Source organism: Ensifer sp. (genome assembly GCF_035999135.1).
GTDB lineage: Bacteria > Pseudomonadota > Alphaproteobacteria > Rhizobiales > Rhizobiaceae > Ensifer.
In genome coordinates this window covers 11,585-35,610 of record NZ_DASYGZ010000236.1, presented here as the reverse complement: position 1 = coordinate 35,610, position 24,026 = coordinate 11,585, and the positions used below count along the sequence as shown (strand labels likewise).

Annotated in this window: 25 protein-coding genes; 11 read left to right on the top strand and 14 right to left on the bottom strand. The window is 63.6% G+C overall.

The window, feature by feature from the left end:
* Window positions 1–69: 69 nt before the first annotated feature.
* A complete protein-coding gene (locus VGO12_RS30880; RefSeq protein ID WP_327516549.1) occupies window positions 70–489 on the top strand; it encodes a GFA family protein in 420 nt (139 codons plus the stop codon).
* A 33-nt stretch (window positions 490–522) separates the two neighbouring features.
* On the opposite strand, the gene VGO12_RS30875 is transcribed toward VGO12_RS30880, so the two are convergent.
* Window positions 523–1,218: a DUF2268 domain-containing putative Zn-dependent protease gene (locus VGO12_RS30875; RefSeq protein WP_327516548.1), complete on the bottom strand. Its 696-nt coding sequence runs from the start codon at window positions 1,216–1,218 to the stop codon at window positions 523–525.
* 210 nt (window positions 1,219–1,428) lie between these two features.
* Here VGO12_RS30875 and VGO12_RS30870 point away from each other — a divergent pair, with 210 nt between their 5' ends.
* The 3 genes from VGO12_RS30870 to VGO12_RS30860 all read left to right on the top strand — a co-directional run bounded on the left by VGO12_RS30870 (window position 1,429) and on the right by VGO12_RS30860 (window position 3,973).
* Window positions 1,429–2,235: an AraC family transcriptional regulator gene (locus tag VGO12_RS30870; protein ID WP_327516547.1), complete on the top strand. Its 807-nt coding sequence runs from the start codon at window positions 1,429–1,431 to the stop codon at window positions 2,233–2,235.
* A gap of 91 nt (window positions 2,236–2,326) precedes the next feature.
* Window positions 2,327–3,250 (top strand): DMT family transporter, encoded by a 924-nt coding sequence (locus VGO12_RS30865; protein ID WP_327516546.1) that lies wholly within the window; start codon window positions 2,327–2,329, stop codon window positions 3,248–3,250.
* A 24-nt stretch (window positions 3,251–3,274) separates the two neighbouring features.
* Complete coding sequence (locus VGO12_RS30860; RefSeq protein ID WP_327516545.1) at window positions 3,275–3,973, top strand: B3/B4 domain-containing protein; 699 nt, start codon at window positions 3,275–3,277, stop codon at window positions 3,971–3,973.
* Between the two features lie 77 nt (window positions 3,974–4,050).
* Here VGO12_RS30860 and VGO12_RS30855 read toward each other — a convergent pair whose 3' ends face one another.
* On the bottom strand, window positions 4,051–5,634 hold the full coding sequence (locus VGO12_RS30855) for a peptide chain release factor 3 (protein ID WP_327516544.1): 1,584 nt from the start codon (window positions 5,632–5,634) through the stop codon (window positions 4,051–4,053).
* A 91-nt stretch (window positions 5,635–5,725) separates the two neighbouring features.
* Between VGO12_RS30855 and dut the strand changes: the two genes are divergently transcribed.
* A complete protein-coding gene (gene dut, locus VGO12_RS30850; protein ID WP_327516543.1) occupies window positions 5,726–6,199 on the top strand; it encodes a dUTP diphosphatase in 474 nt (157 codons plus the stop codon).
* Between the two features lie 11 nt (window positions 6,200–6,210).
* Here the strand turns inward: dut and VGO12_RS30845 are convergent, their stop codons facing one another.
* On the bottom strand, window positions 6,211–6,648 hold the full coding sequence (locus VGO12_RS30845; RefSeq protein WP_327516542.1) for an Lrp/AsnC family transcriptional regulator: 438 nt from the start codon (window positions 6,646–6,648) through the stop codon (window positions 6,211–6,213).
* A gap of 132 nt (window positions 6,649–6,780) precedes the next feature.
* Between VGO12_RS30845 and VGO12_RS30840 the strand changes: the two genes are divergently transcribed.
* Window positions 6,781–7,695: a DMT family transporter gene (locus tag VGO12_RS30840; RefSeq protein WP_327516541.1), complete on the top strand. Its 915-nt coding sequence runs from the start codon at window positions 6,781–6,783 to the stop codon at window positions 7,693–7,695.
* On the top strand, window positions 7,692–7,997 hold the full coding sequence (locus tag VGO12_RS30835) for an NIPSNAP family protein (RefSeq protein WP_327516540.1): 306 nt from the start codon (window positions 7,692–7,694) through the stop codon (window positions 7,995–7,997). Before VGO12_RS30840 ends, VGO12_RS30835 begins: the two co-directional genes overlap by 4 nt.
* A 24-nt stretch (window positions 7,998–8,021) precedes the next feature.
* On the opposite strand, the gene VGO12_RS30830 is transcribed toward VGO12_RS30835, so the two are convergent.
* Complete coding sequence (locus VGO12_RS30830; protein ID WP_327516539.1) at window positions 8,022–8,654, bottom strand: LysE family translocator; 633 nt, start codon at window positions 8,652–8,654, stop codon at window positions 8,022–8,024.
* 264 nt (window positions 8,655–8,918) lie between these two features.
* On the opposite strand from VGO12_RS30830, the gene VGO12_RS30825 reads away from it, so the two are divergent.
* A complete protein-coding gene (locus tag VGO12_RS30825; protein WP_327516538.1) occupies window positions 8,919–9,536 on the top strand; it encodes a LysE family translocator in 618 nt (205 codons plus the stop codon).
* Window positions 9,537–9,674: 138 nt separating this feature from the next.
* On the top strand, window positions 9,675–10,643 hold the full coding sequence (gene cysK / locus VGO12_RS30820) for a cysteine synthase A (RefSeq protein ID WP_327516537.1): 969 nt from the start codon (window positions 9,675–9,677) through the stop codon (window positions 10,641–10,643).
* 268 nt (window positions 10,644–10,911) lie between these two features.
* Here the strand turns inward: cysK and VGO12_RS30815 are convergent, their stop codons facing one another.
* Window positions 10,912–12,444: a YifB family Mg chelatase-like AAA ATPase gene (locus VGO12_RS30815; protein WP_327516536.1), complete on the bottom strand. Its 1,533-nt coding sequence runs from the start codon at window positions 12,442–12,444 to the stop codon at window positions 10,912–10,914.
* Window positions 12,445–12,613: 169 nt separating this feature from the next.
* Window positions 12,614–13,597 (bottom strand): zinc-dependent alcohol dehydrogenase family protein, encoded by a 984-nt coding sequence (locus VGO12_RS30810; protein ID WP_327516535.1) that lies wholly within the window; start codon window positions 13,595–13,597, stop codon window positions 12,614–12,616.
* Between the two features lie 128 nt (window positions 13,598–13,725).
* On the opposite strand from VGO12_RS30810, the gene VGO12_RS30805 reads away from it, so the two are divergent.
* Window positions 13,726–14,571: a LysR family transcriptional regulator gene (locus VGO12_RS30805; protein ID WP_327516534.1), complete on the top strand. Its 846-nt coding sequence runs from the start codon at window positions 13,726–13,728 to the stop codon at window positions 14,569–14,571.
* A gap of 72 nt (window positions 14,572–14,643) precedes the next feature.
* Here the strand turns inward: VGO12_RS30805 and gshB are convergent, their stop codons facing one another.
* The 8 genes from gshB to rsmI form a co-directional block, all read right to left on the bottom strand.
* Entirely contained in the window at window positions 14,644–15,591 is a 948-nt protein-coding gene (gene gshB / locus VGO12_RS30800; protein WP_327516533.1) for a glutathione synthase, read from the bottom strand.
* A gap of 145 nt (window positions 15,592–15,736) precedes the next feature.
* A complete protein-coding gene (locus VGO12_RS30795; RefSeq protein ID WP_327516532.1) occupies window positions 15,737–16,726 on the bottom strand; it encodes an endonuclease/exonuclease/phosphatase family protein in 990 nt (329 codons plus the stop codon).
* Window positions 16,723–17,835, bottom strand: coding sequence for a sn-glycerol-3-phosphate import ATP-binding protein UgpC (locus tag VGO12_RS30790; protein WP_327516531.1), 1,113 nt, complete (start codon window positions 17,833–17,835; stop codon window positions 16,723–16,725). The genes VGO12_RS30795 and VGO12_RS30790 overlap by 4 nt, the downstream gene beginning before the upstream one ends.
* A 65-nt stretch (window positions 17,836–17,900) precedes the next feature.
* Entirely contained in the window at window positions 17,901–18,743 is an 843-nt protein-coding gene (gene ugpE, locus VGO12_RS30785; protein ID WP_327516530.1) for a sn-glycerol-3-phosphate ABC transporter permease UgpE, read from the bottom strand.
* 10 nt (window positions 18,744–18,753) lie between these two features.
* On the bottom strand, window positions 18,754–19,758 hold the full coding sequence (locus VGO12_RS30780; protein ID WP_327516529.1) for an ABC transporter permease subunit: 1,005 nt from the start codon (window positions 19,756–19,758) through the stop codon (window positions 18,754–18,756).
* 5 nt (window positions 19,759–19,763) lie between these two features.
* On the bottom strand, window positions 19,764–21,062 hold the full coding sequence (locus VGO12_RS30775; RefSeq protein WP_327516528.1) for an extracellular solute-binding protein: 1,299 nt from the start codon (window positions 21,060–21,062) through the stop codon (window positions 19,764–19,766).
* Window positions 21,063–21,211: 149 nt separating this feature from the next.
* Entirely contained in the window at window positions 21,212–21,580 is a 369-nt protein-coding gene (locus VGO12_RS30770; RefSeq protein WP_327516527.1) for a YraN family protein, read from the bottom strand.
* Entirely contained in the window at window positions 21,570–22,499 is a 930-nt protein-coding gene (rsmI, locus tag VGO12_RS30765) for a 16S rRNA (cytidine(1402)-2'-O)-methyltransferase (RefSeq protein ID WP_327516526.1), read from the bottom strand. Before rsmI ends, VGO12_RS30770 begins: the two co-directional genes overlap by 11 nt.
* Window positions 22,500–22,754: 255 nt before the next feature.
* Here rsmI and dnaN point away from each other — a divergent pair, with 255 nt between their 5' ends.
* Window positions 22,755–23,873, top strand: coding sequence for a DNA polymerase III subunit beta (dnaN, locus tag VGO12_RS30760; RefSeq protein ID WP_327516525.1), 1,119 nt, complete (start codon window positions 22,755–22,757; stop codon window positions 23,871–23,873).
* Window positions 23,874–24,026: the final 153 nt, after the last annotated feature.

Here is a 24,026-nt window from a genome sequence, read left to right as displayed (position 1 = left end):
GAACGAGGGAGAACCGCATACACTTTTTCCAGTCGCGCCCTAGCTTCTCTGCTTTCAGGGAGGCGTCTCATGCGCATCGACGGCCAATGCCATTGCGGCTTCGTGACCTATGAGGCCGAGATCGATCCGGCCGATGTCGCGATCTGCCACTGCACCGATTGCCAGCAACTGACCGGGACCGCTTATCGGGTGACCGCCGGAACGGCGCGCGAGAACTTCAGGATCACCGGCGGCGAGCCCAAGCTCTACACCAAGACTGGCGCCAATGGCCGGAAGCGGCTGCAGTACTTCTGCCCGGACTGCGGCTCCCCCGTCTACACGACCGGCACCGACGAGGATGCGCTCGAAGTGGGCATCCGGGTCGGCACGATCAACCAGCGCCAGCAGCTCAAGCCCAGGTCGCAGATCTGGTGTTCCTCGGCACTGCCGTGGATCGGTGACGTCAGGCAATTGCCGGGCCGCGATCGCGACGAGGCGCCCTATGCGTGAGGAACGCGCCAGGGTGGCTCACGTTTTGCCCGCTCACGCCACCGCCAGCAGACTTTTCCGCAGCGGCGCCCAGGCGTCACCGATCACCACGGAAGCGGGCGTTGCCGTCATCTGCGACGGCCGCGCCTTGGGGTTCGCAGCAAGATAGGTTTTGACAAGGTGATAGCCGATCGTGTGGCCGGCCCAGCGCGGAAGGGCGCGATCGTAGCCGTAGAACCAGCCCTCGTGATCATAGGTGTCCGACCAAAGCTCCCGTTCGGCGCGCTCCAGCACCTGCGGCCACTCGCCGGCGGCGATCGCATGTCCCCACAGGCGGCCATCGCCGCCGTTGATCTCGTCGTCAAAGGCATCCGCGAGACCTTCCGTGACCAGGGCTTCTCCCAGGCGGACGCCATAGCCGCAGGTCGCGTGGCGGAAGGAATGATGCAGTTCATGCGTCAGCGTCTTTAAAAGATCGCCGCCGGCAAGGCTGGCTTCGAAATTGTCGTTGTCGGGATCGAGCGTCAGCCAGATCAACCCGCGGCGATAGCAGGCTCCGGTAAGACCCAGTTCGGGTATCACCTCATCCGGCCGTCGTTCGACGACGATATCGATGGGTGCTGCAGCCTCTGCGACGGACATCCGGCCACCGACGCGCTCCGCCGTTTCGCGGACCACGCAAAGGATCTGTTCACGCCAGGGTGCGAGCGGTCCATCGGCTTCAAGGAAGTGAACGCGCAGGTCCAGCATGGCGAATCTCTCTCGTCGTCAACATCGTGGCGGCAAGTTACGCATGCGGCTCGTGATTGCAACGGTGGCTGGCCCTTGACCTTCAGAGTGCGTCCGCGACGTCACTTATGCGCCAGACACGGCAACAAGAGGCCAGACACGGCAACAAGAGGATGGTCGGCTGCAAGCCCACGATGTAGAAGTGTGACGGGAAACGCATCGGGCGCACGCATGGCAAAAGGTCAATTCAGGATCCTGCGCAGCGCGACCGTCGGCATAGACGCGGTCGAAGCTGAAACGCGCCATAGCTTTGCCCGCCATACGCACGATCAATTCGGCATCGGTCTCATCTACCAGGGCGCACAGAAATCACTGAGCGGCCGCGGCATGGTCGAGGCCACCGCCGGTGACATGATCAGCGTCAATCCCGGTGAGGTGCATGATGGCGCACCGATCGGGGACGCCGGCCGCGGCTGGCGCATGCTCTACCTCGATCCTTCCGTTGTCGCCGCTGCCGCCGAAGACATCAGCCAGGGGCGCTCGTCGGAAGGCGAGTTTACCGCCCCGGCATTCCGCGATGAAGATGCCGCTAGCCAATTCCGCGCCCTCTTCGCAGCGATCACCGCCCCCGTGGCTCCGGACGAAGCGATCCGCCGGGAAGAACTGTTCCTGCTGCTGTTCGGAAACCTGCTCGCCACAGGCAAGACGCAACGCCCGGAAAGCCCAGCGCCGGTCGCGTCGGCCAAGACCATGATCGACGACGACCCGACCGTCGCCATCACGCTTGCCGATCTCGCCGCCGAAGCCGGACTCAGCCGTTTCCAGCTCGTGCGCAATTTCGCAAAGGCAGTCGGCCTGACACCCCACGCCTACATCGTCCAGCGCCGCATCGAACTTGCCCGCCGCCTGATCGGCAAAAGCGTGCCGCTTGCAGAAGCCGCTTTCGCCGCAGGTTTTGCCGACCAGAGCCACATGACGCGGGTCTTCGTCAGCAAGTACGGGCTTTCGCCCGGTGCCTATGCCGAGGCCAGGAAGTAGCACCCGCAATTCCGTTCAAGACCCGAAGCCTTCTCCGGCGCATTGCTGCGCCAACTGCGCGTTCGCGTGCGCACTCCAATGGAGAACGGACATGTCGGGAAAGGTTCTCGGATATCTCTATCTGTCGCTGGCGATGATCCTGGTCGGAAGCACGGTCATCGCCAGCAAGATCATCGCCACCGGCCTGCCGCCGTTTTCGGCGACGGCACTGCGCTTCGCCGTCGCCTTTCCGCTCTTCCTCGTGCTGATGCGGCTGACGGGAGCGCGCTGGCCGAAACTCGAACGGCGCGACTGGCTCATCCTTGTTGCACAGGCCGGCGCCGGCAGCGTCGGCTACACGACCTTGCTGATCGCCGGCCTCGGCCTGACATCGGCAACCGATGCCGGCGTCGTCATCGGCACTCTGCCGATCGTGTCTGCCGCCATCGCCATCCTGCTTCTCGGCGAGCGCCCGGATCGCCGGATGCTGGGAGCGATCGCGCTTGCTGCCTTCGGTGTACTGGCGATCGTCGTCGCGCCCGGTAACGGTGCTGCCCACTCTCCGCTCGGCATTGCGCTGATCCTCGGCGCTGTCGTCTGCGAGGGACTGTTCATCCTGATCAACAAACGCGTGAAGACCGAGATCTCGCCGCTCGCGCTCTCGACGCTGATGACCGGCCTCGGCCTGGCGGTGGCACTGGTGCCCGCCCTCTTCGAGGCTCCCTTTGACATAGGGCCCGAAACGGATGCGATCACGGCCGTTCTCTATTACGCCCTCGTCCCAACGGTCGCCGGCTTCCTGCTCTGGTACGCAGGATCTGCGCGCGTGAGCGGAACCGAGGCTTCCGTCTTCACGGCGCTCGCGCCCGTTTCGGCCGTCGCCTTCGCCTTCCTGCTCCTCGGCGAGCCGGTCACACTCTCGCAGATGGCAGGGATCGGCTGCGTGCTGGCCGCTGTTCTTGGGCTGAGCCTGCCCCAGATACTCTCAAACAGGAAGCAGGCCAGTATCCTGCCGCCTTCGCCACGGAAGGCTTGAGCCATCATGATTGTCGAGGACCCCATGCACTTCCAACACGCAGACGAGATCTGGCGCGATTTTCCCGAGCTCAGCGCCGGAGCGCTGTTCGTCGACGCCATGCACGCCGATGTTTCGATTGCCGATGCGATCGCGTCGTTTCAGGCGCTCGCCAGCGACCGCCTTGGCGCAGGCACGGAAAGCGACCTGCCGGAAATCCAGGCCTGGCGGCGGACATTCGCGAAGATGGGGCTGAAGCCGACGCAGTATCGCTCGGCCTCCGAGGCGCTGCTCAGGCGCTTCCGCAAGGAGGGCAGCCTGCCGTCGATCCATCCCCTGATCGATCTCTGCAACGCCGCCTCGCTCGCCTTCGCCATCCCGATCGCCGTGTTCGACCTCGCGCGTGTCAGCGGACACCTTCATGTCCGCCGGGCGCATGGCCGCGAGACCTATCTGACGTTTTCGGGGGAGACGGAAAACCCGGAGCCTGGCGAGGTGATCTTCGCCGATGCAGAGGGCCAAGCTCACGCCCGGCGCTGGACCAACCGGCAGAGCGGACTGTCGGCGATAAGGCCGCAGACGGCGCGCGCACTGATCGTGACGGAGGCGCTGCACGACACGGCTCGGGAGGATATCGGGCGGCTGCTCGTGTCCCTGTCGCAAGCGATCGAACATGCCTGGGGCGCTCGCCAGGGCATGACAATGCTCGATCGCGCGTCGCCGCGTTTCGATTTTTCGGTTTAGGGATTTCGTCCGGATGCGGCGCTCGTGCGCCGGGAGGCCGGCCGGTGCTCTATTCACCGGCCGGTACGATCAGCTGATCAGGCCGCCTTGGCGACGTGATATTCCTTGATGGCGACCATCTTGATCGCCGGATAGCGCTCTGCCTCGTAGCGCAGCGAGAAGCTGTCCTGCGCGAGGAACACCGGATCGCCGTCGAGATCGCGGGCGATGTCGCCACGACGGGCCGTGACGAACTTGTCGAGTTCGGCCGGCTGATCGGACGAGATCCAGCGGCAGACGGAGAAGCGCGACATTTCGAAGGAGACCGGCAGGCCGTATTCGCCCTGCAGGCGTTCCTTCAAGACGTCGAGCTGCAGTGCGCCGACGACGCCGACGATCGCCGGCGAGCCGTCTTCGGGCGAAAACAGCTGCACGACGCCCTCTTCCGCCATCTGCTGCAGCGCTTCCTTCAGCTTCTTTGCCTTCATCGCATCCTCCAGCCGCACGCGGCGCAGGATTTCCGGCGAGAAGTTCGGCACGCCCTGGAACACCAAGGCTTCGCCCTCGGTCAGCGTGTCGCCGATCCTGAGCGTGCCGTGGTTCGGAATGCCGACGACATCACCGGCGTAAGCCGTGTCGGCAAGCTGGCGCTGCGAGGCGAAGAAGAACTGTGGGGCGCTAAGGCCCAGCTGCTTGCCCGTGCGCGACAGGCGCGCCTTCATGCCGCGCTCCAGCTTGCCCGAGCAGACACGGGCAAAGGCGATGCGGTCGCGATGGTTCGGATCCATGTTGGCCTGGATCTTGAAGACGAAGGCCGTCATCTTGTCGTCGGTCGCATGCACGGTGCGGATGTCGGCCACCTGGTCGCGCGGCGGCGGGGCGATGTCGCCGAGCGCGTTGATGAGGTCGCGCACACCGAAGTTGCGCAGCGCCGAACCGAAGAACACCGGCGTCAGGTGACCTTCGAGGAAGGCCTTCTTGTCGAAGGGCTTGCAGGCTTCGATCGCCAGCGACAGCTCGTCGGTGAAGGCCTCGCGCTCGTTTTCCGGCAGGCGGTGCGATGCCATTTCCGGGCCGTTGACCTTGGTCGGGATTTCCTGCGTGTCGGAACCGCGCACGGTGTTGTTGGCGAGATGATAGGAGCCGCAGAAGGTCTTCGAGCGGCCGATCGGCCAGGTGACCGGCGCGCAATCGAGCGCCAGCTTCTCCTCGACCTCGTCGAGGATCTCGAAAGGATCGCGGCTCTCGCGGTCCATCTTGTTGACGAAGGTGATGATCGGGATGTCGCGCATGCGGCAGACTTCGAAGAGCTTCAACGTGCGCGGCTCGATACCCTTGGCGGCGTCGATGACCATGACGGCCGCATCCACCGCCGTCAGCGTGCGGTAGGTGTCGTCGGCGAAGTCTTCGTGACCGGGGGTGTCGAGAATGTTGAAGACATTGCCGCCATACTCGAAGGTCATCACCGAGGTGACGACCGAGATGCCGCGCTCGCGCTCGATCTTCATCCAGTCCGAACGGGTCTGGATACGATCCTTCTTGGCCTTGACCTCACCGGCGAGCTGGATAGCGCCGCCGAACAGCAGCAACTTTTCGGTGAGGGTGGTCTTACCGGCGTCCGGGTGGGCAATGATCGCAAAGGTGCGGCGGCGGGAAACCGCCTCGGCGAGAGTTTCGGCCATGTCGTAAAATCCTGTGAGTTGCCGCGTCCTTTACAGGCTCGGGCCCGATTATGCAATTGACCGAGGGATGGGCCGCCCGGCTTATGGGGCCATGACCACATCGACCTCACAATCCCGCCCGACGCTCAACCTCGTTCGCCTGCCGCATGGCGAAGGCCTGGACCTGCCCGCCTACGAAACATCAGGTGCTGCCGGCATGGATCTGCGCGCCGCCGTCCCCGGCGATCGCCCACTGATGCTGATGCCGGGCAAGCGCGCACTGGTGCCGACCGGCTTCATCTTCGAGGTTCCGGCGGGCTATGAAGCCCAGATCCGCCCGCGCTCGGGCCTCGCCTTCAAGCACGGCATCACCTGCCTCAATACGCCCGGCACGATCGACAGCGACTACCGCGGCGAAGTGAAAGTGCTGCTCGTCAATCTCGGCGACGAGGATTTCATCGTCGAGCGTGACATGCGCATCGCCCAGATGGTGATCGCACCGGTGACGCAGGTCGCCGTTTGCGAGACAAACAATGCCAGCGAGACGGCGCGCGGCGCCGGCGGTTTCGGCTCGACCGGGGTCTGAGCCTCATCCTATCAAAGTAGCGGCGGCAGGCGGCGCTTGACCGGCGACGATTTGACGATCGAGGTGTTGGTCTGCGACTTCTCGGCGATGCGGTCGAGGATCGTGTCCAACTGTTCCATGTCGCGCACATAGAGCTTGGCGATGAAACAATCGTCGCCGGTGACCTTGTCGCATTCGACGATTTCGGGTGTCTCCTGGATCAGCCGCTCAACGATGTGCAGCATGCCCGGCATGGGACGCACACGGATCACCGCCTGCAAGGGATAGCCGAGCTTCATCGGGTTGAGCGCGATGGTGAAACCATCGAGGATGCCCCGCTCTTCCAGCTTGCGCAGCCGGTCGGCAGCACTCGGCGAGGACAGTCCAGCCTGCTCCGCCAGCTCCTTCAGCGACACCCGCGCATTGGCCGCCAGAATATCGAGGATTCGCCGGTCGATCTCGTCCAACATCGCGACACCATAAGCCGAAACGGCAATTGTAGCTTCGAAGATTAGGCATTATCGCACAAACACCTTTTTCAATCCATAGAAATCGCTGGGGCGACCGAGTACTCTCTGGCCATCAAACAGGGAGTGGTGACCATGAATTCGGAACTCAGGCGCGGCAGCGTCGAGATGACGGCGGCGATGCTGATCTCGGGCACGATCGGCTGGTTTGTGCTCAAATCGGGCCAGCCGGTGACGAGCGTGGTCTTCTGGCGCTGCGTTTTCGGTGCGATCACACTCGTCGCCATCGCCTGGTTTCTCGGCCTGCTCGAGCGTCGCCACTTCAGCGCCCGCATGCTGCTGCTGTCGATCGCCGGCGGCATCGCGATCGTCGCCAACTGGCTCATGCTCTTTGCCGCCTATTCCCATGCCTCGATCTCGATTTCGACCATGGTCTACAACGTCCAACCCTTCATGCTGCTCGGGCTCGGTGCGCTGTTCCTCGGCGAGAAGATCACGGCAACCAAGATCTTCTGGCTCTCCGTCTCGTTTGCCGGCATGCTGGCGATCGTCGCGGCCAAGCCGGGTGACGGTTTCGCGCCGGAGAGGTACCTGATCGGCATTGCGCTCTCGATCGGCGCTGCGTTCTTCTACGCGATCGCCGCGATTGCGACGAAGCTGCTCAAGGGCACGCCACCGCATCTGATTGCGCTGATCCAGGTGATCACCGGGACTTTGATGCTGGCGCCGATGGCGCTTGCCGCCCCCGCACCCACGGGGACAGCGCAATGGTCGATCCTCGTTACGCTCGGCGTCATCCATACCGGGCTGATGTACGTGCTGCTCTATGGTGCGATCCAGCGGTTGCCGACGCACATGACCGGGGCGCTCTCCTTCGTCTACCCGATCGCCGCCATCGTGGTCGACCGCATCGCCTTCGGCCATCAATTGCAGCCGATCCAGATCCTCGGCTCGATCGCGATCCTCTTTGCCGCCGCCGGCATGAATCTGGGATGGAAACTTCGCCTGCCCTCTTCTATCAAGCGGCAACGCGAAGGGAGAACCGCATGATCACCTGCTACCTGAAATACGTCATCGACCCCTATCAGGCGGCCGAGTTCGAGCACTATGCCAAGCTCTGGATCCCGCTCGTCAACCGTCTCGGCGGCACGCATCACGGCTATTTCATGCCGCATGAGGGGGCAAACAATATCGCGCTTGCGCTCTTCAGCTTTCCGAACCTTGCCGAGTACGAGGTCTATCGACAGAAAATGGCCGCAGATCCGGAGTGCCAGGAAGCCTTTGCCTATGCTGAAAAGACCCGCTGCATCCTGAGCTACGAGCGCAGCTTCATGCGTCCGGTCTTCGAATAGCGCCAAGGGCTGGCCGGGCGCGGATTAACGCCGCGCTTCGGCGGCCATGCTGAGGGCGAAGCCGAACAGCGCCGTGCCCATCGCCCAACGCTGCACCACCATGAACAGCGGCCGTCCGGCGAGGAACGCCGAAATGCCGCTCGCGGCGAGCGCAATCATCGCATTGACGGTAACGCTGGTGGCGATCTGGATCGAGCCGAAGACCATGGACTGCCCGAGCACGTTGCCAAGTTCCGGCCGGATGAACTGCGGCAGGAGCGAGAGATAGAGGATCGCCACCTTGGGATTGAGCAGGCTCGTCAGGAAGCCCATGACGAACAGCTTCTTTGGCCCATCCTTCGGCAGATTGCGCACCTGAAAGGGCGAGCGCCCGCCGGGCTTGATCGCCTGCCAGGCGAGATAGAGCAGATAGGCAGCCCCGGCGAAACGCAGTGCGTCATAGGCGAAGGGCACGGCAATCAAAAGCGCGGTGATGCCGAGTGCCGCCGAGACCATGTAGACGACGAAGCCGAGCGCCACGCCGCCAAGCGAAATCAACCCGGCGACCGGCCCCTGGCTGATCGAGCGCGAGATCAGGTAAATCATGTTCGGCCCCGGCGTCAGCACCATGCCGAGGGCCAAGAGCGCAAAGCCGATCATGTCTTTCAGTTCAGGCATGGAAACGTCCCCCGATCTTCTTCGGTCGCAAGCTCTCACCAGCCGACGCCACGGGGCAATCGCGGACTTGTCACCGGATCAATTTTGCCCAAGCGTGCAAGCCAATCTACGCCCTTGGCGCGAATTGTCGACTGCGGCACCCTTGATGGCTGCATTCCTCCTCAAAATCGACGAAGGTTCGAAGGAGGATGCGGCATCGATCGCCCATGTTCCCTTGTTTAGTCTTTTGCGATAAAAGCCTGTATCTCATCGGAAGGACCGTTCATGACGCTCGCGGCTCTTGTCGCCTATTGCGGCGCACTCTTCATCGCTGCGGCGATCCCGGGCCCCGGCGTGACCGCGCTCGTCGCACGGGCGCTCGGTTCCAGTTTTCGCGAGACGTTTTTCATGGGCCTCGGGATCGCACTTGGCGACATGGTCTATCTGACTGCCGTCATCCTCGGGCTGGCGCTGATCGCTGAGACCTTCACCACGGCCTTTCTGGTCCTGAAGTTTGCGGGCGTGCTCTATCTTGGCTATATCGCCTGGAAGCTCTGGAGCGCCGGCCTGCTGCCGGAGGACATCAAGGCCAAGCCGTCCACGAGTGCCGCCATGTCTTTCCTCTCCGGCCTGCTGATCACGCTCGGCAATCCGAAAACCATGCTGTTTTACGTGGCGCTGGTGCCGACGCTGATCGACATCCAGACGATCGGCGCTGGCGACTACGGCCTGCTTCTGACGGCAACCTTCCTGGTGCTTCTGACGGTGCTCGTGCCTTACATGCTGCTCGCGTCGCGGGCGCGCCTGCTCCTGAAGCAACCGAGAGCGTTGAAGGCGCTGAACCGGGTTGCTTCCAGCGTGCTCGCCGGCACGGCCGTCTACATCGCCGTTCGCGCGAACTGAAAAAACTTTTCCCGAACAATGACTTCGCCGGTGCTTTTTCCTCACGCCGATCGCAAGGCCGTGTTTGCCGTTCTGGAAGTGGGCGGGCATAATCCCTATTCTCGTAGACATAAAACGTCACGCCCAAGGGAGAAGCCCATGCCCGATACACGCAAGCCCGGCCGCGGCCGCGTCTATTCCTCGATCACCGAGACGATCGGCGACACCCCGATCGTCCGGCTCGACAAGCTTGCCAAGGAAAAGGGCGTGAAGGCGAACCTGCTCGCCAAGCTCGAATTCTTCAACCCGATCGCCTCGGTCAAGGACCGCATCGGCGTGGCGATGATCGAGAGCCTGGAGGCCCAGGGCAAGATCGCACCCGGCCGCACCACGCTCGTCGAGCCGACCTCGGGCAACACCGGCATCGCCCTTGCCTTCGTCGCCGCCGCCAAGGGCTACAAGCTGATCCTGACCATGCCGGAGACCATGTCGGTCGAGCGGCGCAAGATGCTGGCGCTGCTTGGCGCGGAGCTGGTGCTGACCGAAGGCGCCAAGGGCATGAAGGGCGCGATCGCCAAGGCGCAGGAGCTGGTCGAGACCCTGCCCGACGCCATCATCCCGCAGCAGTTCGAAAACCCGGCCAACCCGGAAATCCACCGCAAGACCACGGCCGAAGAGATCTGGAACGACACCGACGGCGCCGTCGACATCTTCGTGTCGGGTATCGGCACCGGCGGTACGATCACCGGCGCCGGCCAGGTGCTGAAGGCACGCAAGCCCTCGATCAAGGTGATCGCCGTCGAGCCCGAGGAATCCCCTGTTCTCTCCGGTGGCGCGCCCGGCCCGCACAAGATCCAGGGCATCGGCGCCGGCTTTGCGCCGGCCATCCTCGATACTTCCATCTACGACGAAATCGTCACCGTCAGCAGCGGTGAAGCAATCGAGGCCGCCCGCCTCGTCGCCCGGCTCGAAGGCGTACCTGTCGGCATTTCCGCCGGTGCGGCACTGACGGCGGCGATCGAGATCGGCCAGCGCGAGGAAAACGCCGGCAAGACCATCGTCGTCATCATCCCCTCCTTCGCCGAGCGTTACCTGTCGACAGCGCTGTTCGAAGGGCTGGGCAGCTAATCAGGCTGCAATCGCTACAATCGCAAAGGGCGCCCCCGGAGGCGCCCTTTTTGCTTCGAATCCGTCCTCAGGCATGCTCCCTTCGTGGGAGGGAACGAGCTTCTCGTGTGCGAGACAGAACCAAGGCCCAACCCGAAATCCGGCGCGCTTGGTTTCCGGCGGCGCCGCGTCGCGCAAAAATCATCGGTCCCCTTCATCGCGACACCGGCTTTCAGCAACATCTCGCAAGACAGGCCGCATGGATTGAGCGCGGTTGCGCCGGCGTTTTCTAGGCCGCCGCCTGCAGTCGTTCCCCTGCAATACGATAGGAAATCGCTTCGGCGAGATGGATGCGGCCGACCGTCGGCGTACCATCGAGATCGGCAAGCGTTCGCGCGACCTTTAGTACCCGATGATAGCCGCGGGCGGAGAATTTCATCTTCTCCGCGGCGTCCCTCAAGAGCTGCAGGCCCGACGCATCGGGCGCTGCGATCTTCTCGATCAGCGAGGTCGAGGCGCGGGCATTGCTGGTCAGGTCCGGATGGCCAAGGGCAGCGAAACGGTCGATCTGCAGCGCACGGGCACGGGCGACCCGACGGGCCACCACCTCGCTGCTTTCGGCGGCGGCCGGCTTCAACAGATCGGCGGCGCTGACGGCCGGCACATCGATGCGGATATCGATGCGGTCCATCAGCGGGCCGGAAATACGCGCCTGATAATCGGTCATGCAGCGCGGTCCGCGGGCGCAAGCGCGGCCGGGCTCGCCCGCCATGCCGCAGCGGCAGGGATTCATGGCGGCAACGAGCTGGATCGCCGCCGGGTAGCTGACGCGATGGTTGGCGCGGGCGATGATGCACTCGGCCGTTTCCAGCGGCTGGCGCAGCGCATCGAGCACCTGTGGCGTGAACTCCGGAAACTCGTCAAGAAACAGAACGCCGTTATGGGCGAGAGATGCCTCTCCGGGTTTGGCGCGCAAGCCGCCGCCGACCATAGCGGCCATGGTCGCGGAATGATGGGGCGTACGGAACGGACGCCGGTCCGACAGCTTGCCGCCCGGAAGCTGGCCTGCGATCGAATGGATCATCGAGACTTCGAGAAGCTCGGCCGGATTGAGCGGCGGCAGGATCGAGGGCAGCCGCGCAGCCAGCATCGACTTGCCCGAGCCCGGCGGCCCCACCATCAACAGGTTATGGTTGCCGGCGGCCGCGACTTCGAGCGCCCGCTTGGCGCTTTCCTGGCCCTTGATGTCGCCGAGGTCGGGCAGGTTGGCAGCACCGGAGCGGATCGCGGCCTCGGGCCGGGAGAGCACCTGCGTGCCGCGAAAATGGTTGGCGATCGCGATCAGGCTGCGGGGGGCCAGAATGTCGATCTCGGCGCCGGCCCAGGCAGCCTCGGAGCCGCTTTCGGCCGGGCAGATCAACCCTTTGCCGAGCCCATTGGCACCGATCGCCGCCGGCAATGCACCGGCAACGGCGGCAATGGTGCCGTCGAGGTTGAGTTCGCCGATGACCACATAGGGTGCGAGCGCATCGCCGGGGATGGCGCCGAGCGCTGCCATCAGGCCAAGTGCAATCGCCAGATCGAAATGGCTGCCTTCCTTGGGCAGATCGGCAGGCGCCAGGTTGACGGTGACGCGCTTGGCCGGCAGCGCCAGGCCCGAAGCATGAAGGGCGGCCTGCACCCGCTCACGGCTTTCGGCCACCGCCTTGTCCGGCAGGCCGACGATCTGCATGCCTACCTTGCCGGGCGCGACCATCACCTGAACGTCGACCGGCAGACCCTCGATGCCCTGAAATGCCACCGTGCTGACGCGCGCGACCATGAGTGCTCCCTCGCCCGAGCAGCCGACACGCGCGGCCGCCGCAACCGCCCTGGGTTGCAGGATGGAGCCTTGCACGGTTCACGCACAAAAACAAGAACAATTACAGAACATCCAAAGGATCAATGTCTGCACGATAGCATGGTGCATGCCGCGTTACCTGAACGCCGCCCTAGTCAGCCACATCCACCACGATCTTGCCGCGCGCGCTGCGGTCCTCAATGGCCGCATGCGCGGCCGCCACTTCATCCAGGGAAAATGCCCTTTGATCAACGATCGGCGCGAGCTTGCCCTCCTCCACCAGGCGGGACGCGTCAGCCAGGATAGTGCCGTGATGCTCGCGGCCGATGCCGGTCAGCAGCGGCAGCAACGTGAAGACACCGGAGTAAGTGCCGTTTCGAAACGACAGGGGTGCCAGCGCGTGGTCGCCCCAACCGAGGCAACTGACGACATGGCCAAAGCGTCGGATCGCCGCGAAAGACGCATCGAGGATGGCGCTACCGCCGGTGTCGTAGACGATGTCGAAGCCCAAGCCGGCGGTATGCGCGGCGACGTAGGCCTCGACCGGCTCCGCGCGGTAGTCGATCGCGGTCGCCCCGAGCACTTCGATCGTCTCCCGCTGTCCGGCGCTGCCGGTCGCGTAGACTTGAGCCCCGAAGGCGCGAGCGACTTGGATCGCGATGTGGCCGACGCCTCCGGCGCCGCCCTGGATCAGCACCTTCTGCCCGGCGCGAACGCCTGCTCGATCGACGAGCCCCTCCCAGGCCGTGATGAGGACGAGCGGCAGAGCGGCCGCATCGCGGAAGCTCAGATGACCCGGCTTGCGGGCAAGCAACCGTGCGTCGACCGCAGCGTATTCGGCAAGCGATCCCTGGATGCCGCCGACGCCGCCGGTCATGCCATAGACCTCGTCGCCAGGGCGGAAAGCCGTCACATCCGAGCCGACCGCCTCGACGACGCCAGCAAGGTCGATCCCCAAAATGGCCGGCAGGGGATGCCGGGCGTGCGCGGCAGCGCCGGCGCGGATCTTGATGTCCAGCGGGTTGACCCCACTGGCGCGGATCCGCACCAGAACCTCGCCGGGGCCCGGCTCCGGCCTGGCGATCTCAGCCAGCCTGAATCGTCCGCCATGGGCATCGAGCAAGGCTGCCCGCATCGTGGTTTGCGTCCTGGACATTTTTCCATCTCCGTCGTGCTGTTGACGCAGCGAGGATGGGCGCAGATGCTTCCGTTTGAAACTTACGGCTTTGACTGATTATCATTCAAAAATGCATGGATCGAAGGATGGACTGGAGCGACGTCAAGATCTTCCTGGCAATCGCGCGGAACGGCACGCTCGGTGCCGCCGCCCGCGCCCTCGGGCAAAGTCAGCCAACGATGGGCCGGCGCCTGAAGGCGCTGGAAGGGGCGGTCGGCCACGCACTGTTCCAGCGAACGAGCGAGGGCTTCGTCCTCACCGATGAAGGTTCGGCAGTGCTCTCGCATGCCGAGCGGATGGAAGAAGAGGCTCTTTCGTTCGAGCGTGAGCTCGATGGAAAGGCCAAGCAGCTTGAAGGCACGGTGCGGATCGCCAGCTCGGAGTGGTTCGGCACCTATGTGCTGACGCCGATCCTGGCGAAGTTCGTTGCCGATCACCCGCGGCTCACGATCGAGCTTCTGACCGATGCCCGCATTTTCAGCCTCGCCCGGCGCGAAGCGGACCTGGCGTTCCGGATCGCCCCGTTCAAGGAGAGCGGCGTGATCCAGCGCAAGCTCAGTCGGCTCGACTACGGGCTTTTTGGGACTTCCAGTACGGCCGATCCAAGGGCGACGGCGGGTTCCGACGTCAGGCTGGTGACGATGGACCATGCGTTCGAGACATTGCCGGACGCCGTCTGGCTTCGCGAAACCTTTCCGCAGGCGAGCATCGGCTTTCGCAGCAACAATCGCGAGGTGCAGGCAAAGGCGGTTCTTGCCGGCGCCGGCATCGCCGTATTGCCCAACCTTCTGGCCGAGCAGATCGCCGGTCTGGTTCGCATCGACATTGATCCCGCACCACCGGCGCGGGATGTCTGGGCGGGCTATCACGGTGACCTCAAGCGACTACGCCGACTGCGCGTCGTGCTCGACGCGGTCATCAACGGCTTTTGAGCAAACCGCTCAGGTGGCCGTCAAGCGAACGGTTGGCCGCGGGCCGCAGCCACGCCATTCCCGGCGTATCGATCAGGCGCGCTTGCGCTCGATCGCGTCCCAGAGCAAGCTTGCGACGTCAGCGCCACCGAACTTCTTGACTTCGCGGATGCCGGTCGGCGAGGTCACGTTGATCTCGGTCATGTAGTCGCCGATGACGTCGATGCCGACGAACAGGAAGCCGCGTGCCTTCAAGGCCGGGGCAATGCGGGCGCAGATTTCCTTTTCGCGCGCCGTCAGCTCCGTCGGCTCGGGGCGGCCGCCGGCGTGCATGTTGGAGCGCGCGTCGTGCTCGGCCGGAACGCGGTTGATCGCGCCGACCGGCTCGCCGTCGACGAGCAGAATGCGCTTGTCGCCCTTGCGCACCGCCGGCAGGTACTCCTGGGCGATGAAGGGCTCGCGGAACATCTGGCCGAACATTTCAAGCAGCGACGACATGTTGCGATCATCACGGGTCGAGTGGAAAACGCCGGCGCCGCCGTTGCCGTAGAGCGGCTTCAGGATGATGTCGCCCATTTCCTGGCGGAAGCGCGCGATCTCTTCGGGATCGCGGGTGATCAGCGTCTTCGGCATCAGGTCGGCAAATTCGGTGACGAAGATCTTTTCCGGCGAATTGCGTACCCAGGCTGGGTCGTTGACAACAAGCGTCTTCGGATGCAGGCGCTCCAGCAGATGCGTCGAGGTGATATAGGCCATGTCGAAGGGCGGATCCTGGCGAAGCAGGATCACGTCCATGCTCGAAAGGTCGACGCGCTCCGGCTCACCGAGCGTGTAGTGGTCGCCCTTGACGTCGCGCAGCGTCATCTGCTGTGCACTCGCATAGACCTTGCCGTCGCGCAGCGACAGTTTTTCCGGCGTGTAGTGGAAGAGCCGGTAGCCGCGCGCCTGTGCCTCGAGGCTCATGGCAAAGGTGGAGTCCCCTGCAATGTTGATGCCCGACACATGGTCCATCTGGACCCCGACATTGACGATTTTCGCCATCTTCCGTCCCCTCTGCATCGCGGCCATGCGCGATCGATTTCAAAGCGCCGGAACGGAAGAGGACAGGAAAACCGCGCCCGCTCCCGTACCGGAAAAGCCCTCGACATGTAGAATGCGGACGGGCCTTAGGCAAGGAGACGCGCGCCTATTCGAAGCCTTCGACGACGCAGGTGATGAGATCGTGATCCGAGAGCGGGCGGCCGGTTTCATCGAGCGACGAAATGATCCTGGTTTCACCGATCTTCAGCCCGCGCGCGAGGAACCAGTCAAGCTTCATCGCCCGCTCCGGCCAGCGGGTGATCAGGCTCGGGCGCGTGGTCATCACGTCGAGCGGCCCACCGTGGCGGGCAAAGCCGCGTGCCGCACTCATGGCAAAGAGCCCTTCGGCCTCGAAATCGCCGCCGGCATGATTGCCGGTGTTGAGATCGCCGCCGATCAGCACCGGCATTCCTGGGAAGGCCTCGTCGAGCGCATCGATCAATTCCTTGACCTGGCGCTCGCGGTAGGCGGCGGTCGTTGCACTTTCGAGATGGGTGGAAACTGCGACGAAGGGACCGGCCTCCGTGTCGATCACGACGCCGATGGCAAAACGTTCGCCGAGGCGCGGCTGTTCGCCATCGGCAAACCAGAGCCGCTCGCCCCAGAGGCGCACCATGAAGGGTCGCCCGAGCGGCACCGAGGCCATCAGCGCATTGCCGTGAAAACCCTTGGCGTTGAAGTCGTCCTCGCAGAATTCGCGCTCGGTGTCGGAGCCGAGGCCGAGCTCGATGAACTCGATGCCATAGGCGTATTGCATCCCGAGCGTGTCAGCGACGTCGGCTGTCGGATGACGCTGGCTGGTGCGGGCCATGCCGTTGTCCATTTCCGAAAGCAGCACGACCGGCGCCTTCGTCGCGGCGAGGTGGGCAGCACTTTCAGCCGCAAACAGGCAGCGCTCCAGGTTCCAGGCAGCGACGGTGAAAGGAAACGTGAGCGGCATGGCCGACGACGGCGCACCGCCGACCTCGATGCTGTTCATCTCGGGGCGAGCGGCCATGGCTGCGTCATGGGCTGCGATGGTGCGGACGATGTCGGCAAAGCCGGCACGGATTTCGAGCGACGGGACAGCAAGCTGTTCGACGGTTTCGAAGATCACGATGCCGTCTCCATATGCGACGCTGCAACCGGAGCTTCGCTCGCAAAGGACGTGCCGCGCTCGAGCCGCTTGCCGGTGTCCGGCGCGAAGAAGTGCAGGCGGTCGACCGCGATCGTCACGGCGAGATCGCCGGACAGCGGCATTTCCGGCGAGAGCGCGATGGTCAGCGCCTGGCCTTCGATGCTGCCGTGCACCAACCGCTGGGCGCCCAGTTCCTCGACATAGTCGACCTGGAACAGCATGGCGTCCTCGCCGACACCGGCGAGCTTCAGATCCTCGGCGCGAAGTCCCACGGTGACCGGGCCTTCGGCGGGGGCGCGGTTGCCGAGTGCGATCCTGTAGAGCCCAATCTGCAGGCTGCTGCCATCGATCTCCGCCTTGATCAGGTTCATCGCCGGCGAGCCGATGAAGCTCGCAACGAAGGTCGAGGCCGGGCGGTGATAGACATCGAGCGGACGGCCGATCTGCTCGATGCGGCCGCCGTTCAGCACCACCAGCCGGTCAGCGAGCGTCATCGCTTCGAGCTGGTCGTGGGTGACATAGAGCGAGGTCGTGCCGAGTCGCTTCTGCAGCCGCTTGATCTCGCCGCGCATCGACACGCGCAGCTTGGCGTCGAGGTTGGAAAGCGGCTCGTCGAAGAGAAAGGCCGCCGGTTTGCGCACGATGGCGCGGCCCATGGCGACGCGCTGGCGCTGGCCGCCCGAAAGCGCGCGCGGCTTGCGCTGGAGATAGGGCTCGATCTCCAGCATGCGGGCGGCTTCGGCCACACGGGCGTCGATCTCCGCCTTCGGCGTCTTTCGGTTCTTCAGGCCGTAGGCGAGGTTGTCGTAGACGGTCATGTGCGGATAGAGCGCGTAGTTCTGGAAGACCATGGCGATGTCGCGCTCGGCCGGATCGACCTCGTTGATGACGCGCGAACCGATCGTCACCGTGCCCTTCGAGATGCCCTCGAGGCCCGCAACCATGCGCAGGAGCGTGGACTTGCCGCAGCCGGATGGGCCGACGAGCACGATGAACTCGCCGTCCTCGATATCGATCGACACGGATTTCACCGCCTCGACATTGCCGTGATAGATCTTCGAGACCTCGGCGATGGTAATGGCCGCCATGGCTGCCTCCGTAATTTGGTGTCGTTTCAGGAGCAAGCGGAACGTTTGTCCCGCCGCTGCTCCGCTTACTTGTCGCTTTCGGTCAGGCCCTTGATGAACCAGCGCTGGAAGATCACCACGATCATCACAGGCGGCAGCATGGCGAGGATCGCCAGTGCAAAGGCCTCGTTGTAATCGGGGATGTTGGAGCCGACCCAGACGAGCAGGATCTGCTTGATGCCGCGCACCAGGGTGAAGAAGCCTTCGTCGGTCGTCATCAGCGTCGGCCAGAGATACTGGTTCCAGCCATAGACGAACATGATGATGAAGATCGCCGCCATCATCGTGCGCGACAAGGGCACCAGCACGTCGATGAAGAACTTGAACGGCCCGGCGCCATCGATGCGTGCCGCCTCGAGCAATTCATCCGGCACCGACTTGAAGAACTGCCGGAAATAGAAGGTGCCGGTGGCAGACGCCAAGAGCGGCACGATCAGGCCGGTGTAGGTGTTCGTCAGCTTCAGCGTGTTCATCACCTCGTAGGAGGGAAGGATGCGCACTTCGAGCGGCAGAAGCAGCGTGGTGAAGATCACCCAGAAGAAGAAGGTCGCCAGCGGAAAGCGGAAATAGACCAGCGCATAGGCGGCCAGCATCGACAAGACGATCTTGCCGACGGCAAAGCCTAAGCCCAGGATCATCGAGTTCAGCATCATGTTGAACCCGGTGATCTTGCCGGTGAAGCCGCCCTCGCGCGTCAGCACCGTCTGGTAGGTCTCGACGAAATGGCCGCCCCAGCTGAGGCTGAGGCCGTTGCGGTGAATGTCGGCAGCCTCGTGGGTCGAGGTCATGAAGGCGACGACAACCGGCGCCACCATGATGAAGACGCCGAACATGAGGATGACGTGGTCGAAAATCTTGGTGCGATACATCGGCCCCACCTCAGTTGTAGTGCACGCGCCGCTCGATGAAGCGGAACTGGAAGATGGTGAGCACGAAGACGATCAGCATCAGGATCACCGACTGGGCCGAAGAGCCGCCGAGATCGTTGCCGCGGAAACCGTCCATATAGACCTTGTAGACAAGGGTGATCGGATTGTTCGCCGCCTTGTCCTTCACCATCACGTCGATGACGCCGAAGGTGTCGAACAGCGCGTAGGTGACGTTGATGATCAGAAGGAAGAAGGCGGTCGGCGCCAGCAGCGGCAGGATCACCGTCCAGAAGCGGCGGAAACCGGAGCGGCAATCGATCGCCGCAGCTTCCCGCACCGAAACCGGAATGCCCTGGAGGCCCGATAGGAAGAAGATGAAATTGTAGGGGATCTGTTTCCAGACCGAGACGACCACCATAGAAAAGGCGGTGTCGAAATAATTCAGGCCCACCTTGATGTCCCAGCCGAACCAGCGCGCAAGCTCGACGATCGGGCCGATATGCTGGTCGAAGAACATCATGCCGATGAGGCCCGCGACCGGCGGGGCGATGGCGTAGACCCAGATCAGCAGCGTCTTGTAGGCCGCGTTGCCGCGGATGACACCGTCGGCCTTGACGGCGAGCAAAAGCCCGATCGACAGCGCAAAGAAGGTGACGAGTGCCGTGAAGACCGCGGTGAAGCGGGCAATGCCGAGATATTCGCCTGACTTCAAGACGTCGGTGTAGTTGGTCATGCCGACGAAGGTCGAGCCGAAGCCGAAGGGGTCTTCCAGATAGAAGGACGACTGGATCGCCTGGACCGACGGCCAGTAGAAAAAGATGAAAATGATCGCGAGCTGCGGCGCGAGAAAGAGGTAGGGCAGGAACGGCGAGGAGAACTGCACGCGCTTTTGAGCGCTTTCCTCTCCGCTGTTCGACTGGCCACCGAAAAGCCGGAAGACGCCGAAGTGGCGCCCCCCGGTCTTTTGTGCGGTCCCTCCCCGCGGTGCGGGGAGGAGATCTGTCGCGGTCGACATCGAGATCAGCCGGCCGTCTTGGCGAAACGGGCGAGCAGCTCGTTGCCTTCCTTCTCGATCGTGTCGAACGCGTCCTTGACGGTCGTCTCGCCCGAGAAGATGCGGCCGTATTCGCGTTCCATGATTTCGCGGATCTGCGGGTAGAAGCCGAGGCGGTAGCCCTTCGACCATTCGCCGGCCGGCAGCATCAGCTGCTTGATGCCGACTTCGGCAACTGGCTTTTCCTTGTAGTAGCCGTCCTTCTGGGCAAGCTCGTAGGCTGCCTTGGTGATGGCCACGTAGCCAGTGGCCTTGTGGTAGAAGTACTGGATCTCAGGCGAGGTCAGGAACTGGAAGAAGTCGGCAACGCACTTGTTTTCTTCATCCGACTTGCCGGACATGGCAAAGAGAGCCGCGCCGCCGATGAAGGAGTTGGTGCCCGCACCCTTGATCGAGCCCCAATAGGGCAGGAAGGTTGCCGAGAATGGCATCTGGGCAGTCTTCTGCAGGCCGCCGAACGAACCCGACGAACCGATCCAGAAGGCAGCCTTGCCTTCTTCGAAGACCTTCTGGTTGTCGTTCCAGCCGGCACCGTAAAAGGCGAAATAGCCTTCGTCCTTCCAGGCCTTGAGCTTGTCGAACATCATGACGAGGTTCGGGTCGGTGACCTTGAGCTCGGTGTCGACGACCGCGTCATAGCCGTTGTTGTTGGTGGCGAACTGGATGTTGTTGCGCGAGAAGAAATTCTCGGTGAACTGCCAGGTCAGTTGCGACTGGACGAGCGGGATATAGCCGGCTTCCTTCAGCTTCGGGGCAGCGGCCTCGAACTCTTCCCAGGTCTTCGGCGCTTCGACGCCGGCCTTCTTCAGCGCTTCGTCGTTGATGTACATGATCGGCGCCGAGGAGTTGAACGGCATGCCGACGAACTTGCCCTGGCTGTCGGCGTAGAAGTAGCGCACGCCGTCGATGAAGGCGTTGCGGTCGAAGTTGTGGCCGGCCTTGATGATCAGGTCTTCGGCCGGGATGACCGCGCCCTTGGCGTTGATGATGGTGGCGGCACCGGCGTCGAAGACCTGCAGGATGTTCGGCTGTTCACCCGAGCGGAAAGCGGCGATGCCGGAAGCCAGCGCTTCCTCATAGGTGCCCTTGGACACCGGGGTCAGCGCGCAGGCGCTCTGGGCTTCGTTGAACTTCTTGGAAACTTCATTGATGACTTCGCCGTTGCGGCCGGCCATGCCGTGCCACCAGGTAATGTTGGTTGCGGCAAACGACGAGGTCGCGGAAAAAGCAAAGGTAAGGGCTGCGAGCGAAAACTTCTTGAACATGACTGATCCTCTCCACCGGGTTGCGGATGGCAGTGGACTAGTGACCTTCAATGACAGGCCCTTAACGCTTTTGTGTCGGAACGATTACAAATTCGCTAATATGTTCCAACGGGGCACCCAACTGGAACGCCGCAATCATTTTGTGCATTTCAGAAGGCATCCGGCAGATGCCGCGGCCAGCCCCAGGGCGTCACGGTGACGATGTCGTAGCGCACGGAAAGCCTGCTGAAATCCGGCTGCCTGGCCAGCCAGAGGTCGCTGGCGGCGCGAATGCGTCTTTGCGCGGTGGCGGTCACCGCGAACACGCCATCCTCGGCCGAGCGGCGCGCCTTGACCTCGACGCAAACAATGAGATCGCCGCGACGGGCGATGATGTCGATCTCGCCCAGTTTGGTGCGATGACGCATGGCGACGATGCGATAGCCCTTGAGCAACAGGCAGAGTGCGGCGCGGTACTCCGCGAGTTGTCCCCGCCTTACCGCCTTCAGCCGCCGCTTGTCGCCACCATCACTCGCCATGGCGCTCCTTCAGCTGCAGCAGCCGGTCATAGAGTTCTTTGCGCGGCAGGCCGGTCTGGCGTGCGGCCTCCGTTGCCGCCTTGCCGGCCGGCATATCGGCAACAAGACGGGAAAGCAGCGCGTCGACGTCGGCTGCTTCCGGCTCGGGTGCGGCATCCGGCGGACCGATGACAAGCACGATCTCTCCCTTGACCGCGCCCGCCTGCGCATAATGGGCGGCAAGCTCGCCGAGTGTGCCGCGGCGGAACTCCTCGAAGGTCTTGGTCAGTTCACGGCAGACGGCGGCACGCCTGCCCTCGCCCAGCACCTCGGCCGCCGCCGCGACCGTGGCCGCGATCCGGTGCGGCGATTCGAAGAACATGATGGTCGCCGGCACGCGTTCGAACTCTCTCAGACGATCGCGCTTGGCCTTGTCCTTGGTCGGCAGAAAACCGGCAAAGAGAAAGGCGTCGTTCGGCAGGCCGGAGCCGACAAGCGCTGCGAGCGGCGCCGAAGCACCCGGGATCGGGACGACGCGATGACCGGCCTCGATTGCAAGCTGCGCCAGGCGATAGCCGGGGTCGGAGACCAGCGGCGTTCCGGCGTCGGAGACCAGCGCCACCGAGCGCCCTTCGGCAAGCGCTGCCAAAAGGCGCGGCCCTGCCTCGTCGGCATTGTGCTCATGATAGGCGTAGGGACGGTTGGTGATGCCATAGCGGTCGAGCAGGACACGAGTCACCCGCGTGTCCTCGCAGGCAAGCACGTCGGCGCCGGCGAGCGTCTCCAGCGCCCGAAGCGTGATGTCGCCCAGATTGCCGATCGGGGTTGCCACCAGATAGAGCGCCGCATCGAGCGGGCGGGCGGGCACGCTTGCATTGTTGAGACGGAAGCTGCGCTGCTTCTGTCCGTCTGATGGTTCGGTTGTTTTCTGCTTTTCCACCTGTAACGCCCTGATCACACTCACCGATAAGCCGGTTCGGTCTTTATGAGTGAGCCTTCATGACAGGGCAAGGGTCGCGCCGCGCGCCGATGCGCCGCTTCTGGGGACAGAACACCTCAAACCCCTTGCTTTCCGGGCGCGGTTTCTGCCATTTTGCCGGTCCATATCTTTCCGGTCCGTCGGCCGGGACACTCGCAGTTGACGCTCGGGCGGGCGCCTCGTCCGCCGGGCAACGGTTGAAAGCGGTAGCATCCCATGCGCATTACTCTCGAGCGGTCCAACCTCCTGAAATCGCTGAACCACGTTCACCGCGTGGTCGAGCGGCGAAACACCATCCCGATCCTCTCGAACGTGCTCCTGCGCTGCGATGGCGCAAGCCTCGAGATGAAGGCGACCGACCTTGACCTCGAAATCACCGAGGCGACGCCGGCGCAGGTGGAACAGGCGGGTGCGACCACCGTGCCGGCGCACCTGCTCTACGACATCGTGCGCAAGCTGCCCGACGGTTCGGAAGTGCTGCTCGCCACCAATGCCGAGGGCACGGCGATGACCGTCCAATCCGGACGTTCGAAATTCTCGCTGCAGTGCCTGCCGCAATCCGACTTCCCGGATCTCACCGCCGGCAGCTTCTCGCACTCCTTCCGCCTCAAGGCGACCGACCTCAAGATGCTGATCGATCGCACCCAGTTTGCGATCTCCACCGAGGAAACCCGCTATTATCTCAACGGCATCTTCATCCACACGGTGGAAAGCAAGGGCGAACTGAAGCTGCGCGCGGTGGCCACCGACGGGCACCGTCTCGCCCGCGCCGACGTGGAGGCGCCGTCAGGCTCCGAGGGCATGCCGGGCATCATCATCCCGCGCAAGACTGTCAGCGAGTTGCAGAAGCTGCTCGACAATCCGGATCTCGTCGTCTCGGTCGAGGTTTCGGACGCCAAGATCCGCCTGACGATGGGCTCGATCGTCATGACTTCCAAGTTGATCGACGGCACCTTCCCCGACTACCAGCGCGTTATCCCGGCCAACAACGACAAGGAACTGCGCGTCGATTGCCAGTCCTTCGCCCAGGCGGTCGACCGCGTGTCGACGATTTCGTCGGAGCGCGGTCGCGCCGTCAAGCTGGCGCTGAGCGAAGGCCAGATGACGCTGACGGTCAACAATCCGGATTCCGGCAGCGCGACCGAAGAACTGCCCGTCGGCTACGACCACGATCCGCTCGAAATCGGCTTCAATGCCAAATACCTGCTCGACATCACCTCGCAGCTGACCGGCACCGACGCGATCTTCATGCTGGCCGACCCGGGCTCGCCGACGCTCGTGCGCGACCTGGCGGCTGAAGACGCACTTTACGTGCTGATGCCGATGCGCGTTTGACGGGCCTGACGCGGCGCGAAATGCGAACCCGTCACGCCCACGCGTGGCGGGTTTTTTGTTGTCGCTTTCGTTTGGAGCCTGTTGATAAGAGAACGCTTTCAGGCGCAGACAGACTTGTTTTTGCCGCAGATGGGGACACATTATTACAACCGT